The organism is Streptomyces sp. NPDC022910, from assembly GCF_055561075.1.
In genome coordinates, this window is sequence record NZ_JBVHHL010000056.1 from 1 (window position 1) to 14988 (window position 14988).

Below are 14988 nucleotides of genomic sequence, written 5' to 3' on the forward strand. Positions count from 1 at the left end.
CCGTCCTCCCTGAGCGGCCCCTCCACCCCCCCCCACGAGGGGGGGGGGGTAGTCCTCCCCCCCCCGGCGGCCCCCCCCGGCGCCCCCCCCCGCGGGGGGGGGCCCCCCCCCCCCCCGGGGGGGGGGGGGCCCCCCTCCGGGAGCCCGCGACCGACGTCAGTGCACGTCGCCCATGAGCTCCTTGACCTTCTTGCGGTACATCCACACCGCGACACCCGCGACCACGGCGATCGCGGCCTCCAGGGCGACGATGCCCGTCTTGTTCAGGTCGACGCCCGCGATGGACAGCAGACCGGTCGTGGCGTCACCGGCGGTGACGGCCAGGAACCAGACACCCATCATCTGGGAGGCGTACTTCGCCGGGGCCATCTTCGTGGTGACGGAGAGGCCGACCGGGGAGAGCGTCAGCTCACCGACGGTCTGCACGAAGTAGATCGCGACCAGCCACATCGCCGCAGCCTTGTGACCGCCGTCGGCGATCCCCAGTGGGGCGAGGAACAGGAAGAAGGACGCACCGATCAGGACCAGACCGGAGGCGAACTTCACCGCGGTGCTCGGCTCCTTGCCGCGCCGGTTCAGCGCCAGCCACACCCAGGCGAAGACCGGGGCCAACGCCATGATCATGACCGGGTTGACGGACTGGTACCAGGAGACCGGGAAGTCCCAGCCGAAGATCGTGTTCTTGGCCGACGAGTCGGCGAAGATCGACAGGGTCGAGCCACCCTGGTCGTAGATCATCCAGAACACGGCCGCGGCCACGAAGAACCAGATGTACGCGGTCATCCGGGACTGCTCGGCGCGGTCCAGTTCCCTGTCCCGCTTGATACGGGCGATGACCATGATCGGGATGATCAGTCCGGCGAGGGTGATCGGGACCAGCAGCCAGTTCAGCGTGTAGACACCGGAGAAGCCGACGATCGCGTAGAAGACGACCGCGACGGCCGCCCACAGCGCGGCCTTGCGCAGCGTCGAGGCCTTCTCCGCGGCGCTCAGCGCCGTCGGGACCTCGCTCGAGCGCTCGCTCAGGTGACGGCCGCCGAGCAGGTACTGGCCGAGGCCGAGCGCCATGCCGGCCGCGGCGAGCGCGAAGCCGAGGTGCCAGTTGACGTTCTCGCCGACGGTGCCGATGACCAGCGGCGCGGCGAAGGCACCCAGGTTGATGCCGATGTAGAAAAGCGTGAAACCACCGTCGCGGCGCGCGTCGTCCGGGCCGTCATAGAGGTGGCCGACCATCGTCGAGATGTTGGCCTTCAGCAGACCCGAGCCGATCGCGACGAGGCCGAGACCGGCGTAGAAGGTGCCGGAGGACGGCAGGGCCAGCGTGAGGTGGCCCAGCATGATGACAAAGCCCGCCACGGCGACCGTCTTGCGCGGTCCGAGGACACGGTCGGCGAACCAGCCGCCCGGCAGTGCGAGCAGGTACACGAGGGACACGTACACCGAGTAGATCGCGGTCGCGGTGGCCGCGTTCAGGTGCAGGCCCCCCGGTGCCACCAGGTACAGCGGGAGAAGGGCCTTCATACCGTAGTAGGAGAACCGCTCCCACATCTCGGTCATGAAGAGAGTGGCCAGTCCGCGGGGGTGGCCGAAGAAGGTCTTCTCGGAACCGGGGGTGCCCGGGCGGACCGAGTCCTTCGTCAGGCTGGACGCCATGGTCGTTCCTTGCTGGTCGGGGCGTGCGCGTGGGGTCCCCTGCTCATGGCGGTCCCCCGCTCGAGCGAAGCCGTGAGCGGGGGAGAAGCCGAAGCCTCAGGGAGTCGCACGCCCGGTGGGGGCGGCCGGCACCGGCGGGATCGGTCGTCCACCCCACGCCCACGAGGTGTCCGCTCCGGGGCACGGAGCGGCGGACGGCGACCACCGGGATCCACGCCTCTACGCGCGTTGATGCGCCGAGGCCCGGCCACAGGTCGTTCCTTTCAAGGCTGGTGGGGACCAGCCCGCACGCAAAAGAGACCTTCGGCGTCACGCGCCCGCCAAAGGTCCCCGGTGGTGCTACAGGCGTTCAGGTCACTCTACGTCATGACAGTGCCGGATAAGGAAGGGCTTGAGGCACGGATCACAGGTGATCCAGGAACACCGGACACCCATTCGAAGGTCCGCCGCAGGGATGGCACCTCTGAGGCAGAGGGGCCGACTCCTCTCCGTGACCGCGGGCGGCGCCGACGGATCATGGCAGCCCAAAGTAAGAACTCCCATATGCCGATCACACCCGGGATCACAGCTTTGCTCTTGTCGTCGGCGGACTACCATCACCCCCATGACCCGTGTACTGCTCGCCGAGGACGACGCGTCCATCTCGGAGCCGCTGGCCCGTGCCCTGCGCCGGGAGGGTTACGAGGTCGAAGTGCGCGAAGACGGACCCACCGCGCTCGACGCCGGAATGCAGGGCGGCGTCGACCTGGTCGTGCTGGACCTCGGGCTGCCCGGCATGGACGGCCTGGAGGTGGCCCGCCGACTGCGCGCCGAGGGCCACACCGTCCCGATTCTCATCCTGACCGCACGTGCCGACGAGGTGGACACCGTCGTCGGCCTGGACGCGGGCGCCGACGACTACGTCACCAAGCCCTTCCGGCTCGCCGAACTGCTCGCCCGGGTCCGGGCGCTGCTGCGGCGCGGCTCCACCGAGCCCGCACAGCCGCCCGCCACGCACGGGGTGCGCATCGACGTCGAGTCGCACCGGGCCTGGATGGGCGACGAGGAACTGCAGCTCACGGCCAAGGAGTTCGACCTGCTGCGGGTCCTCGTCCGGGATGCGGGCCGGGTCGTCACGCGCGACCAGCTGATGCGTGAGGTCTGGGACACGACGTGGTGGTCGTCCACGAAGACCCTGGACATGCACATCTCCTGGCTCCGTAAGAAGCTGGGTGACGACGCGGCGAACCCGCGGTACATCGCGACGGTACGGGGAGTGGGCTTCCGCTTCGAGAAGAGCTAGGCGCTGTCGCCGGGGCGTCGCCGGGACAGTCGTGGTGCGCGTGGGCGACTACGCGCGTCACGTCGTGCCGGTTCGTGGAGGTGCGCGACTGCAGGGCGAGGGCCGCTGGTCGCGCAGGTCCCCGCGTCGCACGGGGCGCGCACTCCGGCGCCGATGCGCCCGGAGGCACACTGGTCGTCGTAATGCCATCGCCCGGAGGGCCCCGTGCGTCGTCGTCTCATCCAGTCCACCCTCGCCGTCGTCCTCGTGGTGATCGCCGTCTTCGGCGTCTCCCTCGTGATCGTCGAGACCAGGACCATCAGCAACAGCGCCCAGGAGCGCGTCGACTCGGAGGCGCTGCGGCTCGCCAGCATCGTGGACAGCCGGCTCCTCGGCGACGAGAGGGTCAACTCCGCGATCTTCAAGGACCAGGTCACCGGCGACAAGTACGCGGTGATCGACATACCCGGCCAGGCTCCCATCCGGATCGGCCACAAGCCCCCGGGCGACGTCATCCACTCCACGGCCAAGGGAGAGGAGGGCGAGGTGGTCCGGGTCGAGGAGCCCCGCTCCGCGGTCACCCGGGAAGTCGGCCGTACGCTGCTGATCATCGCCCTGGTGGCACTGCTGGCGATCATCGCCGCGGTCCTGCTCGCCGTGCGCCAGGCCAACCGTCTCGCCTCGCCGCTCACCGATCTGGCCGAGACCGCGGAGCGCCTGGGCTCCGGCGACCCGCGGCCGCGCCACAAGCGGTACGGCGTACCCGAGCTGGACCGGGTCGCCGATGTCCTCGACTCCTCCGCCGAGCGGATCGCGCGCATGCTCACGGCCGAGCGGCGCCTCGCCGCCGACGCGTCGCACCAGCTGCGTACGCCTCTCACCGCGCTCTCCATGCGCCTGGAGGAGATCACCCTCACCGACGACCCGGACACGGTGAAGGAGGAGGCGAACGTCGCGCTGACGCAGGTGGAGCGGCTCACGGACGTCGTGGAGCGGCTGCTGACGAACGCCCGCGACCCGCGCACCGGATCTGCCGTCTCCTTCGACCTCGACGAGGTCATTCAGCAGCAGCTCGCCGAGTGGCGCCCCGCCTACCGCAGTGCGGGCCGTGCGATCGTCAGTTCCGGCAAGCGGCACCTGCGAGCCGTGGGCACCCCAGGCGCGGTCGCCCAGGTGCTGGCCGCCCTGATCGAGAACTCCCTCATGCACGGCGGCGGCACGGTCGCCCTGCGCACCCGCGTCACCGGCAACCAGGCGGTCGTGGAGGTCACCGACGAGGGCCCTGGCGTGCCGCCCGAGCTGGGCTCCCGCATCTTCGAGCGCACGATCAGCGGCCGTAACTCCACGGGCATCGGCCTGGCGGTCGCCCGCGACCTCGCGGAGGCCGACGGCGGCCGCCTGGAGATGCTCCAGGCCGAGCCCCCGGTCTTCGGCCTGTTCCTGTCCCGCACACCCCTGAAGCTGCCCACCACACAGGACGACGAGTCGGAGCCGACGGTCCGCTAAGGCGGGTCTGCCGGGCGAGACGGCGGGTGGCGTCTGAGGAGACTGCTGGGTACGACGGTCCCGCCGGGACGGCGCCGGCGGTGAACCGGACGGTCAGGCGGGGCGGAGCCGTCGCGAAGGCCTCCTGGCCTCCTGGGCAAGGCCGGGTGGCGGTCCGGAGCCGACGGCCGCTGGAGCGGGCTGCCGGCCGTCGCGGGCGGTGAGGGAGGGCGGAGCCGGCTCCGAGGGTGTCTGGCCCGGCTGGGCGAGGAGCCGGAGCAGGGCGTGGGCCGGAGCTGTCAGGTGGGTGTGGACCGGAGGTCGCCGTCAGGTGCGGCGGACGCCGTTTCGTGCAGGTGTGCGCAGGGTGATGCGGCGGCTCAGCGGTTGACGCGCTGGTCTCTGCCGCGCTGCCGCTCCACCGCCTCGAGGATCGACTCCGCGCCCGCCACGGCCTCCCCGGTCGGCAGCGCCCTGAACACCCACGAGCGGTACGACCAGAAGCGGAACAGCGTGCCCAGGCCGATGCCGAGGAACTTGAAGACGTTGCTCTGCAGCGGGCTGTCCCAGCCGAACCCGTACGTCGCCACGTACAGCACGCCGTTCTCGATCACCAGGCCCGCCGCGCTGAACAGCAGGAACAGCGTCATCTCGCGGGTGCGGCCGCTCTTGTCGCGGTCCCGGTAGGTGAAGTAGCGGAACCCGATGTAGTTGAAGACGATCGCGACGATGGTGGCGACGATGCTGGCCCGGACCACCTGGAGACCGGTGACGTGCCGCACCAGGTTGAACACGAGAAGGTTGACCAGCAACCCCGCCCCGCCGACCGCGCCGAACTTGGCGATCTCGCGCATCAGCTGGTCGAACTGCCGGCGCACCGTGCCGCGGGGCTTGTCCCTCAGGCCTGTTGAACCACTGCGCATTGTGTCGCCTCCCCCGTCGAGTGGGTCGTGTCGGTCCGTCGCATGGCCGGTCGGCAGGTCGCGCCGAACGGTTCCGTCACTCCGCCATGCTAACCAGCGGCCGTGAGCGCTGCCTGTGGTCCAGTTTCATGAGGACGGAAAGAAAGCTCTCACGGGAGCCTCACCGAGAGCCTCCTGAGCCGCCGCGCAGGGACGGAATCCGGCCGCGGTGGCGCGGCCGATACCCTGGGTGCGTGACGTTCCCGGTAGTCGGCATGGTCGGCGGGGGTCAGCTCGCTCGTATGACACACGAGGCGGGCATCCCGCTCGGCATCAGGTTCAAGCTCCTCAGTGACACCCCCCAGGACTCCGCGGCGCAGGTCGTCGGTGATGTCGTCATCGGCGACTACCGCGACCTGGACACGCTGCGTGCCTTCGCGCAGGGCTGTGACGTGATCACGTTCGATCACGAACATGTGCCCACCGAGCACCTGCGGGCCCTGGAGGCGGACGGCATCCCCGTGCGCCCCGGCCCGGACGCGCTCGTGCACGCCCAGGACAAGGGTGTGATGCGCGCGAAACTCGACGCGATCGGGGTGCCGTGCCCACGGCACAGGATCGTCGGCGACCCCGCGGACGTGGCCGCGTTCGCCGCGGAAGGGGACGGCTTCCCCGTCGTCCTCAAGACCGTCCGCGGTGGCTACGACGGCAAGGGCGTGTGGGTCGTACGGTCGGCCGAGGAGGCCGCCGAGCCGTTCCGCGCCGGCGTTCCCGTCCTCGCCGAGGAGAAGGTCGACTTCGTCCGGGAGCTGGCCGCCAATGTCGTACGCTCGCCGCACGGCCAGGCCGTGGCGTACCCGGTCGTCGAGTCCCAGCAGGTCAACGGGGTCTGTGACACCGTGATCGCGCCCGCCCCCGAGCTCGACGAGGAGCTGGCTCTGAAGGCCGAGGAGCTGGCTCTGACCATCGCCAAGGAACTGGGCGTCGTCGGCCACCTCGCCGTCGAGCTGTTCCAGACCCGCGACGGCCGCATCCTCGTCAACGAGCTCGCGATGCGCCCGCACAACTCGGGCCACTGGACCCAGGACGGCGCGATCACGTCGCAGTTCGCCAACCACGTCCGGGCCGTCCTCGACCTCCCGCTCGGCGACCCGCGTCCACGCGCCAAGTGGACCGTCATGGTCAACGTGCTGGGCGGCGACTACCCCGACATGTACTCCGCGTACCTGCACTGCATGGCCCGCGACCCCCAGCTCAAGATCCACATGTACGGCAAGGACGTGAAGCCCGGCCGTAAGGTGGGCCACGTCAACACCTACGGCGACGACCTCGACGACGTGCTGGAGCGCGCCCGTCACGCTGCCGGCTACCTGAGAGGCACCATCACCGAATGAGCCCAGTTGTTGGCATCGTCATGGGGTCGGACTCCGACTGGCCCGTCATGGAAGCCGCCGCCAAGGCCCTCGACGAGTTCGAGATCGCGTACGAGGTCGACGTCGTCTCCGCGCACCGCATGCCGCGCGAGATGATCACGTACGGCGAACACGCCGCGGACCGTGGTCTGAAGGTGATCATCGCCGGGGCCGGAGGTGCTGCGCACCTGCCCGGCATGCTCGCCTCCGTCACGCCGCTGCCCGTCATCGGCGTCCCGGTCCCGCTGAAGTACCTGGACGGCATGGACTCGCTGCTGTCGATCGTGCAGATGCCGGCCGGTGTTCCGGTGGCGACCGTCTCGGTGGGCGGTGCCCGCAACGCCGGTCTGCTCGCGGCCCGCATCCTCGCGGCGCACGACGAGGAACTCCTCGGGAAGATCCGGGAGTTCCAGCAGGACCTCAACGACCAGGCCACCGAGAAGGGCAAACGTCTGCGCTCCAAAGTCGAGGGAGCGGCCGCGGGCTTCGGCTTCGGCTCGGGGAAGTGACGCCCATGACCTCGCCGTCCCTGGAGGCAGCCCGGGAGCTGCTGCGCGAGTTCCCGGTCGTCGACGGGCACAACGACCTGCCCTGGGCGTTGCGCGAGCAGGTCGGCTACGACCTGGACGCCCGCGACATCGCCGCCCACCAGAACGCGCACCTGCACACCGACCTGCCGCGGCTGCGCGAGGGCGGGGTCGGCGCCCAGTTCTGGTCGGTCTATGTGCGCAGCGATCTGCCCGACCCGGTGCCCGCGACGCTCGAACAGATCGACTGCGTGCGGCAGTTGACCGACCGCTACCCGGCGGATCTGCGGCGGGCACTGACCGCCGCCGACATGGCGGCGGTGCGCACGGACGGCCGCATAGCGTCCCTGATGGGCGCGGAGGGCGGCCACTCGATCGCGAACTCCCTCGGCACGCTGCGGGGCCTGTACGAGCTGGGCGTGCGGTACATGACCCTCACCCACAACGACAACGTCGCGTGGGCGGACTCGGCGACCGACCAGCCGGCGGTCGGCGGACTCTCCAACTTCGGCCGTGAGGTCGTGCGCGAGATGAACCGCCTCGGCATGCTGGTCGACCTCTCGCACGTGGCGGCAACGACGATGCGGGACGCGCTGGACACCACGGCCGCCCCGGTGATCTTCTCCCATTCCTCCGCCCGTGCCGTGTGCGACCATCCGCGCAACATCCCCGACGAAGTCCTCGAACGGCTGCCCGCCAACGGCGGCGTGGCCATGGTGACGTTCGTGCCGAAGTTCGTGCTCCAGGCGGCGGTCGACTGGACGGCCGCGGCGGACGAGAACATGCGCGCGCACGGCTTCCACCACCTCGACACGACCCCCCAGGCGATGAAGGTCCACCGGGCCTTCGAGGAGCGGCACCCGCGCCCGGTCGCCACGGTCGCGACGGTCGCCGACCACCTGGACCACATGCGCGAGGCGGCGGGCGTCGACCACCTCGGCATCGGCGGCGACTACGACGGAACGGCCTTCACCCCGGACGGCCTGAACGACGTCTCGGGCTATCCGAACCTGATCGCGGAGCTTCTGGACCGCAGCTGGTCCAAGTCCGACCTGGCCAAGCTGACCTGGCAGAACGCGGTACGGGTGCTGGGTGCGGCCGAGGACGTGGCCCGTGACCTCCAGGGCAAGCGGGGCCCGTCGAACGCGACGCTGGAAGAGCTGGACCGCTGACAGCAGCCGCTGACAACAGGGGGCGCGGGCCGCGGCCCGCGCCCCCTGCCCGGACCGTCAGGTGAAGTCCGCGTACGCCAGGTGCTTGGCGCAGGCGCGGCAGCGGAACAGATACGCGGTGGGCTGGCCGTCCGCGTCCAGCGACGCGAAGAACGTGTCGCCCAGGGTCTCGCGGAGGCTCTCCGCGGCCTCCGGGTACTCGGCAAGCTCCTTGGTGCCCGCACGGCCCAGATACGCTGCCGCGTCACCGCAGTGTGTCAGCCAGCGCTCCTGCTGCCAGCCGGAGAAGCCCGGCGTGCGCTGCTCGACGGTGCGGATCACCGACCTGGGCGCCTCGCCCGTCACCTCGGTGAACTGCGCCTCGAAGCGCTCGGCCGCGCTGCCGTCCGCGATGCACCAGGGGCACAGCTCGGCGCGGATGTCCGCCACCGCGTAGACGGGCCCCACGTACACGTACCCGCGCCGTAGCCCGCAGCACAGGCACTCCGTGGTCCCGGCGACCACGGAACCGGTGGCGAGGGGGTCGGGGTGGTACGGGAAGGACGGCAGCTCAGCCGTCGTCGCCGGATCGCTCATGTCCCTACCCTGCCGTATGAGGGGGAGGGGCACCCCGCAGGGTGCCCGGAAACTCCCGCGCGTTGCCGCAACAGGCCGCGCGCTACGGCAGTTTCGCGCCATCCACGATGCCTGGACCTGGTCGACGAAGCGGCTCGATCATCGCCGACAGCGCGTCGTCCACGACCGGCGGCCTGTCGCTCGCACCGGACAGCCATCGCGGACATGCCGACACCCGGCGCGGACGACCCCACGACGACAGCCCCCGGCATGACGCCGGGGGCTGACTGACCCGCAGAAGACCCTGCTACGGAAGGTTCCTTGCCATGACGATCCGCTGAACTTGGTTCGTGCCCTCATAAATCTGGGTGATCTTCGCGTCGCGCATCATGCGCTCGACCGGGTAGTCGCGGGTGTAGCCGTACCCGCCCAGCAGCTGGACGGCGTCCGTGGTGACCTCCATCGCCACGTCCGAGGCGAAGCACTTCGCGGCGGCGCCCTGGAAGGTCAGGTCGCCGTCGCCCCGCTCCGACTTGGCCGCGGCGGCGTACGTCAGCTGGCGGGCCGCCTCGATCTTCATCGCCATGTCGGCGAGCATGAACTGGATGCCCTGGAAGTCGCCGATCGGCTTGCCGAACTGCTTGCGTTCCCGTACGTAGTTCTTGGCGTAGTCGAACGCACCCTGGGCGACGCCGAGGGCCTGGGCGGCGATGGTGATGCGGGTGTGGTCGAGGGTCTTCATCGCCGTCGCGAAGCCGGTGCCCTCCTCGCCGATCATGCGGTCGGCGGGGATGCGGACGTTGTCGAAGTAGACCTCGCGGGTGGGGGAGCCCTTGATGCCGAGCTTCTTCTCCGGGGCGCCGAAGGAGACGCCCGGGTCGGACTTCTCGACGACGAAGGCCGATATGCCCTTGGAGCGCTTGGCCGGGTCGGTCACCGCCATGACGGTGTAGTACTCGGAGACGCCCGCGTTGGTGATCCAGCGCTTCACGCCGTTGAGGACCCAGTGGTCGCCGTCGCGGACCGCCTTCGTCTTCATGCCCGCCGCGTCGGAGCCCGCCTCGGGCTCGGACAGGCAGTACGAGAACATCGCGTCGCCCTTGGCGAGCGGCGCCAGGTACTTCTTCTTCAGGTCCTCGGAGCCGGAGAGGATGACCGGCAGGGAGCCCAGCTTGTTCACGGCCGGGATGAGGGAGGAGGACACGCAGACGCGTGCCACCTCCTCGATCACGATGACCGTGGCGAGCGCGTCCGCGCCCGCGCCGCCGTACTCCTCGGGCACGTGCACCGCGTGCAGGTCGCCTGCCACGAGTGCCTCCAGCGCCTCCTGCGGGAAGCGGGCCTCCTCGTCGACCGCGGCGGCGTACGGCGCTATCTTCGCCTCGGCCAGCGAACGGATGGCGTCGCGGAGCATGTCGTGCTCCTCGGACGGGCGGTACAGGTCGAATTCAGCCGATCCGGCCAAGGTCTCTCACGCTCCAAAGACGCTGCTATGCCGACGCTAATTACCGTTAAGTAACCCAAATTTTAGGGGTACGCCCACACGAGTGATACGTGAGCTTGGCGACAGCGGGAAACGTGCCCGCCAAGGGCCCCGGCTATGCTCGGGCACCGATCCACCGCCGTCCTCCCTGGAGCACCCATGAGCCTCAAGATCACCGTGATCGGCACCGGCTATCTCGGCGCGACGCACGCCGCGGCCATGGCCGAACTCGGGTTTGAGGTACTGGGGCTCGACGTCGTGCCCGAGAAGATCGAGATGCTCCAGCGGGGCGAGGTCCCGATGTACGAGCCCGGTCTCGAGGAGCTGCTGCGCAAGCACGTCGCGGGCATCGACGGCTCCACCGGGCGGCTGCGCTTCACCCTGGACTGGGCCGAGGTGGCCGAGTTCGGCGACATCCACTTCGTCTGTGTGAACACTCCGCAGAAGCACGGTGAGTACGCCTGCGACATGTCGTACGTCGACGCCGCGATCGCCTCCCTCGCCCCGCATCTGAAGGCGGCGGCCCTCGTCGTCGGCAAGTCGACCGTGCCCGTGGGCTCCGCCGACCGCCTGGCCGCCTACCTCGCCGAGCACGCGCCCGCCGGCGGGGACGCCGAGCTGGCCTGGAACCCCGAGTTCCTGCGCGAGGGCTTCGCCGTCGAGGACACGCTGCACCCGGACCGGATCGTGGTGGGCGTGCGCAGCGATCGGGCCGAGAAGCTGCTGCGCGAGGTGTACGCGACCCCGGTCGCCGAGGGGACGCCCTTCGTCGTCACCGACTTCCCGACCGCCGAGCTGGTCAAGACCTCCGCGAACTCCTTCCTCGCCACCAAGATCTCCTTCATCAACGCGATGGCGGAGGTCTGCGAGGCCGCGGGCGGCGACGTGGCGAAGTTGGCCGAGGCCATCGGGTACGACGACCGGATCGGCAAGAAGTTCCTGCGGGCCGGGATCGGCTTCGGCGGAGGCTGTCTGCCGAAGGACATCCGCGCCTTCATGGCGCGCGCCGGTGAGCTGGGCGCCGACCAGGCACTGACCTTCCTGCGCGAGATCGACTCCATCAACATGCGCCGCCGCGGCCAGATGGTGGAGATGGCGCGCGAGGCGCTGGGCGGCGGCTCGTTCCTCGGCAAGCGGGTCGCGGTGCTCGGAGCGACGTTCAAGCCCGACTCCGACGACGTGCGCGACTCGCCCGCGCTGAACGTCGCCGGGCAGATCCACCTCCAGGGAGGCCAGGTCACGGTCTACGACCCCAAGGGCATGGAGAACGCCCGGCGGATCTTCCCGACCCTCGGGTACGCCGACACCGCCCTCGCGGCGGTCCGCGGCGCCGACGTCGTGCTGCACCTCACGGAGTGGCGCGAGTTCCGTGAGCTGGACCCGGCCGCGCTGGGCGGGACGGTCGCCTCCCGTGTCGTCCTCGACGGCCGCAACTCGCTCGACCCGGAGCTGTGGCGCCGGGCGGGGTGGACGTACCGGGCGATGGGCCGCCCCACCGCCTGACGGGGACGGGGGACGCCGGTCCGGCCGAGGCTCAGTCGGCCGGACCGGCGTCCTGTTGCATTCTGCCCCACCGCCGTCACACGCGAGCGGCAAGTGCCCAACCCTGTGGGCCATATGCCTACTTCGCCCGGTACCGCCGCATCTTCGCGCGCGCCCCGCACACCGACATCGAGCACCAGCGGCCCTTCCCTGCCGGGCTGCGGTCGTAGTACGCCCAGTGGCACTCGGGCAGTTCACAGGCCTTGAGGCGCAGCCAGGTGCCCGCCGTGAGCGACTCCGCGACGGCAGCCGCCACGCGGGAGAGCAAGGGCTTGTCGTCGGCGGGGGCGAGGGACGCCGAACCGTCCCGTTCGTCGACAGCCACATACAGCGGCGCCCGCCCCAGCAGCTCGCCCAGGGGCGTCACCCCTCGGTGCGGCGGATGGCCCGCGTGCGCCAGGCAGACGGCCCGCAGGGACTCCCGCAGCTCACGTACGTCCGCCAGGTCCCGTTCCGTGACGCCGAACTCGGCGCGTCCCTCGGGTGTGTCCAGGCGGTCGCTGCCCGATTCCAGGTCCACGGTGTTGACCAGGGCCTCCACCAGGGCGAGACCGCCGGGAGCAGGGGGTCTGTCACTCATGTCTGCGACCTCATGCCCGCGACGTTACCTCTCGGATTTCCCCTTGCGACGTTACCCACAATACGGGAGCATGCGGTAACGGTTACCGGTTACTCGCCTCTATGGGTAACGCAGTCGCGTAACCGGAAAGTCGCAACGCAGACAGGCACAGCAGACTCCGAGGAGGAAGTCATGGCACTCGCCAAGCTGGGCGTCGTCGTCCTGGACTGTCCCGACCCGCGCGCCCTCGCCGGTTTCTACGCCGAGGTGCTGGGCGGCACGGTGGAGGGCGACGGTGACTGGGTCGACCTGAAGGCGCCGGACGGCCAGGCGCTGGCGTTCCAGGCCGCGCCCGGGCACGTGGCGCCGAAGTGGCCGGCCCCCGACGACTCGCAGCAGTTCCACCTCGACCTCGTGGTCGAGGACCTGGACACGGCCGAGAAGGGCGTCCTCGCGCTCGGCGCCCGGCCGCTGGACGCCGAGGACCGCTCGCGCACCTGGCGCGTTTACGCGGACCCCGCGGGGCACCCGTTCTGCCTCTGCGCCTGCTGACCCAGGCGCCGGCTCCTCGAGGAGGTCACCATGCCACAGCCCGTCGCCCGCATGTGGTCCGTCGTCCTGGACTGCCCGGATCCCCGCGCGCTCGCCGAGTTCTACGCCGAGCTGCTGGGCGGCACCGTGGAGGGCGACGGCGACTGGGTGGACCTGCGGGTACCCGGCGGCAACAAACTCGCCTTCCAGCGGGCGCCCGGGTACAAGCCGCCGGAGTGGCCGCGGGCCGACGCCGACTCGCAGCAGTTGCACCTCGACCTCGACGCCGGCGACACCGTGGAGGCGATCGAAGCCGCCCAGGAGAAGGTGCTCGCCCTGGGCGCCCGCCCGCTGGACGTGAACGACCTGAACGGCAAGCGGGACTTCCGGGTGTACGCGGATCCGGCGGGGCATCCCTTCTGCCTCTGCCGGATCGAGCACACAAGGACCGTGTGAACGCGAAGGGCCCCGCCGAACCGCTCGGCGGGGCCCTCTCCGGCGTAGGGACGTCCGGGCTCAGTTGCCCGAGACCGTCACCTTCTCGTCGTTCTTCAGCTCGTTCACCAGCGTCTTGACCTTGGCCTTGTCCCACAGCAGGTTGCCGCCGGTCGAGCCCGAGATCGGCATGTTCATCGACGTGCCGTCACCGCCGCTGACGCCCTTCATCGCCCAGAACATGGAGGCCAGGTTCCACAGGCTCATGTCCTTGTCGACCGTCAGGGAGTCCAGGCCCGCGCTCATGGTCGGGTAGAGCTTGAAGGGGTTCAGGACCGTCGACGGGGTCGCCACCTGGTGGGCCAGGGCGGCGAGGAACTTCTGCTGGTTCTTCGTGCGCTCCAGGTCGCTGGTGGCGAAGGCGTGCCGGGTGCGGACGAAGGCGAGGGCCTGCTCGCCGTTCAGCGTCTGCTTGCCCGCCTTGAAGTCGGCGCCCGAGTACTTGTCCTTGAAGCCTTTGTCGATGGTGATCTCGACGCCGCCCACCGCGTCCACGATGTTCGCGAAACCGGCGAAGCCGATCTCCACGTAGTGGTCGATGTGCAGCCCGGTGTTGTACTCGATCGTGCGGACCAGCAGCGTCGGCCCGTCCTCCGCGTACGCCGCGTTCAGCTTCACGTGCCGGCCCGTGCCCTTGAAGGTCTTGCCCGAATCGCTGCCCACGTAGGTCGGTATCTCCACGTCCGAGTCGCGGGGCAGGGATATCAGCGTGTCACCGTTGCTCCCGACGTGCAGGATCATCATCGAGTCCGTGCGCTTGCCCTCGGCGGACCCGGTGTGCAGCTTCTTCTTGTCCGCGGCGGACATGCCCGCGCGGCTGTCGGAGCCGACGATCAGGTAGTTCGTGCCCTCGCCCGCGGCGGGCCGGTCGATGACCTTGGAGAGGTCGACGTCCCGGTGGAGCTTGGAGTCGGCCCAGAAGTACGTGGCCACCGAGGTCACCACCAGCACGGTGACCAGAGTGATCGCGGTCCACTTGATCCGGCGGCGCCAGTTGGGGCGAGGCCGGTAGTGCTGGAGGTCCGGGTCCGCGTCGTTGTCGTTGGGTATGAAGCCGCCGCCCTGTCGGCCGCCGCCGTAGACCTGGCCCGTGTTGTAGCCGCTGTCGTAGCCCTCGTACCCCTGGTCGCCCTGGTAACCGCCCGGGTACGTCGGCTGCTGCGGCACTCCGCCGTACGGCGGCGCGCCCTGAGGGCCGCCCCGCGCACCGGGCGAGCGCCGGACCTGCCGCATCACACGCGCGCCCTCGGGCTGTGCGTTGGTGCTGCCGCGTCCGTAGCGGTTGCCGCGGCTGTCGTCGGACCATCCCTCGGGCCAATCGTTCATGGGCCCCAGTGTGCCGGGTCGAGGTATGGGCCCCACAAGGGTCGGCGAAGAACGGGGTCAGGGCTGTTGCGAAGCTGACACAAAG

At 70.1% G+C, this 14988-nt stretch carries 14 protein-coding genes; 8 read left to right on the plus strand and 6 right to left on the minus strand.

Features of this window, described 5'->3' with window-relative positions; translation table 11 throughout:
• Positions 1-156 precede the first annotated feature (156 nt).
• Positions 157-1653 (minus strand): oligopeptide:H+ symporter, encoded by a 1497-nt coding sequence (locus tag ACZ3TS_RS34170; protein ID WP_467625647.1) that lies wholly within the window; start codon positions 1651-1653, stop codon positions 157-159.
• 604 nt (positions 1654-2257) lie between these two features.
• Between ACZ3TS_RS34170 and ACZ3TS_RS34175 the strand changes: the two genes are divergently transcribed.
• Together ACZ3TS_RS34175 and ACZ3TS_RS34180 are read left to right on the plus strand one after the other, a co-directional pair.
• The gene (locus ACZ3TS_RS34175) at positions 2258-2935 is read left to right on the plus strand and encodes a response regulator transcription factor (RefSeq protein WP_059130771.1); all 678 of its coding nucleotides are present in this window, start codon (positions 2258-2260) and stop codon (positions 2933-2935) included.
• Between the two features lie 204 nt (positions 2936-3139).
• The gene (locus ACZ3TS_RS34180; RefSeq protein ID WP_467625648.1) at positions 3140-4420 is read left to right on the plus strand and encodes an ATP-binding protein; all 1281 of its coding nucleotides are present in this window, start codon (positions 3140-3142) and stop codon (positions 4418-4420) included.
• A 359-nt stretch (positions 4421-4779) separates the two neighbouring features.
• Here the strand turns inward: ACZ3TS_RS34180 and ACZ3TS_RS34185 are convergent, their stop codons facing one another.
• Positions 4780-5322, minus strand: coding sequence for a GtrA family protein (locus tag ACZ3TS_RS34185; RefSeq protein ID WP_467625650.1), 543 nt, complete (start codon positions 5320-5322; stop codon positions 4780-4782).
• A 233-nt stretch (positions 5323-5555) separates the two neighbouring features.
• Here ACZ3TS_RS34185 and ACZ3TS_RS34190 point away from each other — a divergent pair, with 233 nt between their 5' ends.
• From ACZ3TS_RS34190 to ACZ3TS_RS34200, 3 genes are read left to right on the plus strand one after another with little or no spacing between them, the layout of a single operon-like run.
• Positions 5556-6695, plus strand: coding sequence for a 5-(carboxyamino)imidazole ribonucleotide synthase (locus tag ACZ3TS_RS34190; RefSeq protein WP_467625651.1), 1140 nt, complete (start codon positions 5556-5558; stop codon positions 6693-6695).
• Positions 6692-7222 carry a 5-(carboxyamino)imidazole ribonucleotide mutase gene (gene purE / locus ACZ3TS_RS34195; RefSeq protein ID WP_467625652.1) on the plus strand — a complete coding sequence of 177 codons (531 nt, stop codon included), beginning with the start codon at positions 6692-6694 and terminating at the stop codon, positions 7220-7222. Before ACZ3TS_RS34190 ends, purE begins: the two co-directional genes overlap by 4 nt.
• A gap of 5 nt (positions 7223-7227) precedes the next feature.
• Positions 7228-8412 carry a dipeptidase gene (locus tag ACZ3TS_RS34200; protein WP_467625654.1) on the plus strand — a complete coding sequence of 395 codons (1185 nt, stop codon included), beginning with the start codon at positions 7228-7230 and terminating at the stop codon, positions 8410-8412.
• Between the two features lie 57 nt (positions 8413-8469).
• Here ACZ3TS_RS34200 and ACZ3TS_RS34205 read toward each other — a convergent pair whose 3' ends face one another.
• A complete protein-coding gene (locus ACZ3TS_RS34205) occupies positions 8470-8988 on the minus strand; it encodes a CbrC family protein (protein WP_467625655.1) in 519 nt (172 codons plus the stop codon).
• A gap of 286 nt (positions 8989-9274) precedes the next feature.
• Complete coding sequence (locus tag ACZ3TS_RS34210) at positions 9275-10432, minus strand: acyl-CoA dehydrogenase (RefSeq protein ID WP_467625657.1); 1158 nt, start codon at positions 10430-10432, stop codon at positions 9275-9277.
• A 177-nt stretch (positions 10433-10609) separates the two neighbouring features.
• Here ACZ3TS_RS34210 and ACZ3TS_RS34215 point away from each other — a divergent pair, with 177 nt between their 5' ends.
• Positions 10610-11953, plus strand: coding sequence for a UDP-glucose dehydrogenase family protein (locus tag ACZ3TS_RS34215; RefSeq protein WP_467625658.1), 1344 nt, complete (start codon positions 10610-10612; stop codon positions 11951-11953).
• 118 nt (positions 11954-12071) lie between these two features.
• On the opposite strand, the gene ACZ3TS_RS34220 is transcribed toward ACZ3TS_RS34215, so the two are convergent.
• Positions 12072-12572, minus strand: coding sequence for a CGNR zinc finger domain-containing protein (locus tag ACZ3TS_RS34220; RefSeq protein ID WP_467625660.1), 501 nt, complete (start codon positions 12570-12572; stop codon positions 12072-12074).
• Positions 12573-12743: 171 nt separating this feature from the next.
• On the opposite strand from ACZ3TS_RS34220, the gene ACZ3TS_RS34225 reads away from it, so the two are divergent.
• The gene (locus ACZ3TS_RS34225; protein ID WP_467625661.1) at positions 12744-13103 is read left to right on the plus strand and encodes a VOC family protein; all 360 of its coding nucleotides are present in this window, start codon (positions 12744-12746) and stop codon (positions 13101-13103) included.
• 30 nt (positions 13104-13133) lie between these two features.
• Positions 13134-13538 carry a VOC family protein gene (locus ACZ3TS_RS34230; RefSeq protein ID WP_467625663.1) on the plus strand — a complete coding sequence of 135 codons (405 nt, stop codon included), beginning with the start codon at positions 13134-13136 and terminating at the stop codon, positions 13536-13538.
• A 60-nt stretch (positions 13539-13598) separates the two neighbouring features.
• Here the strand turns inward: ACZ3TS_RS34230 and ACZ3TS_RS34235 are convergent, their stop codons facing one another.
• The gene (locus ACZ3TS_RS34235; RefSeq protein WP_467625665.1) at positions 13599-14903 is read right to left on the minus strand and encodes an LCP family protein; all 1305 of its coding nucleotides are present in this window, start codon (positions 14901-14903) and stop codon (positions 13599-13601) included.
• Positions 14904-14988: the final 85 nt, after the last annotated feature.

Excerpts from the sequence above, each read along its gene's own strand:
- ACZ3TS_RS34170 (WP_467625647.1), bottom strand. The coding sequence starts at position 1,653 with ATGGCGTCCAGCCTGACGAAGGACTCGGTCCGCCCGGGCACCCCCGGT.
- ACZ3TS_RS34175 (WP_059130771.1), top strand. The coding sequence starts at position 2,258 with ATGACCCGTGTACTGCTCGCCGAGGACGACGCGTCCATCTCGGAGCCG.
- ACZ3TS_RS34185 (WP_467625650.1), bottom strand. The coding sequence starts at position 5,322 with ATGCGCAGTGGTTCAACAGGCCTGAGGGACAAGCCCCGCGGCACGGTG.
- purE (WP_467625652.1), top strand. The coding sequence starts at position 6,692 with ATGAGCCCAGTTGTTGGCATCGTCATGGGGTCGGACTCCGACTGGCCC.
- ACZ3TS_RS34200 (WP_467625654.1), top strand. The coding sequence starts at position 7,228 with ATGACCTCGCCGTCCCTGGAGGCAGCCCGGGAGCTGCTGCGCGAGTTC.
- ACZ3TS_RS34205 (WP_467625655.1), bottom strand. The coding sequence starts at position 8,988 with ATGAGCGATCCGGCGACGACGGCTGAGCTGCCGTCCTTCCCGTACCAC.
- ACZ3TS_RS34215 (WP_467625658.1), top strand. The coding sequence starts at position 10,610 with ATGAGCCTCAAGATCACCGTGATCGGCACCGGCTATCTCGGCGCGACG.
- ACZ3TS_RS34220 (WP_467625660.1), bottom strand. The coding sequence starts at position 12,572 with ATGAGTGACAGACCCCCTGCTCCCGGCGGTCTCGCCCTGGTGGAGGCC.
- ACZ3TS_RS34225 (WP_467625661.1), top strand. The coding sequence starts at position 12,744 with ATGGCACTCGCCAAGCTGGGCGTCGTCGTCCTGGACTGTCCCGACCCG.
- ACZ3TS_RS34230 (WP_467625663.1), top strand. The coding sequence starts at position 13,134 with ATGCCACAGCCCGTCGCCCGCATGTGGTCCGTCGTCCTGGACTGCCCG.
- ACZ3TS_RS34235 (WP_467625665.1), bottom strand. The coding sequence starts at position 14,903 with ATGAACGATTGGCCCGAGGGATGGTCCGACGACAGCCGCGGCAACCGC.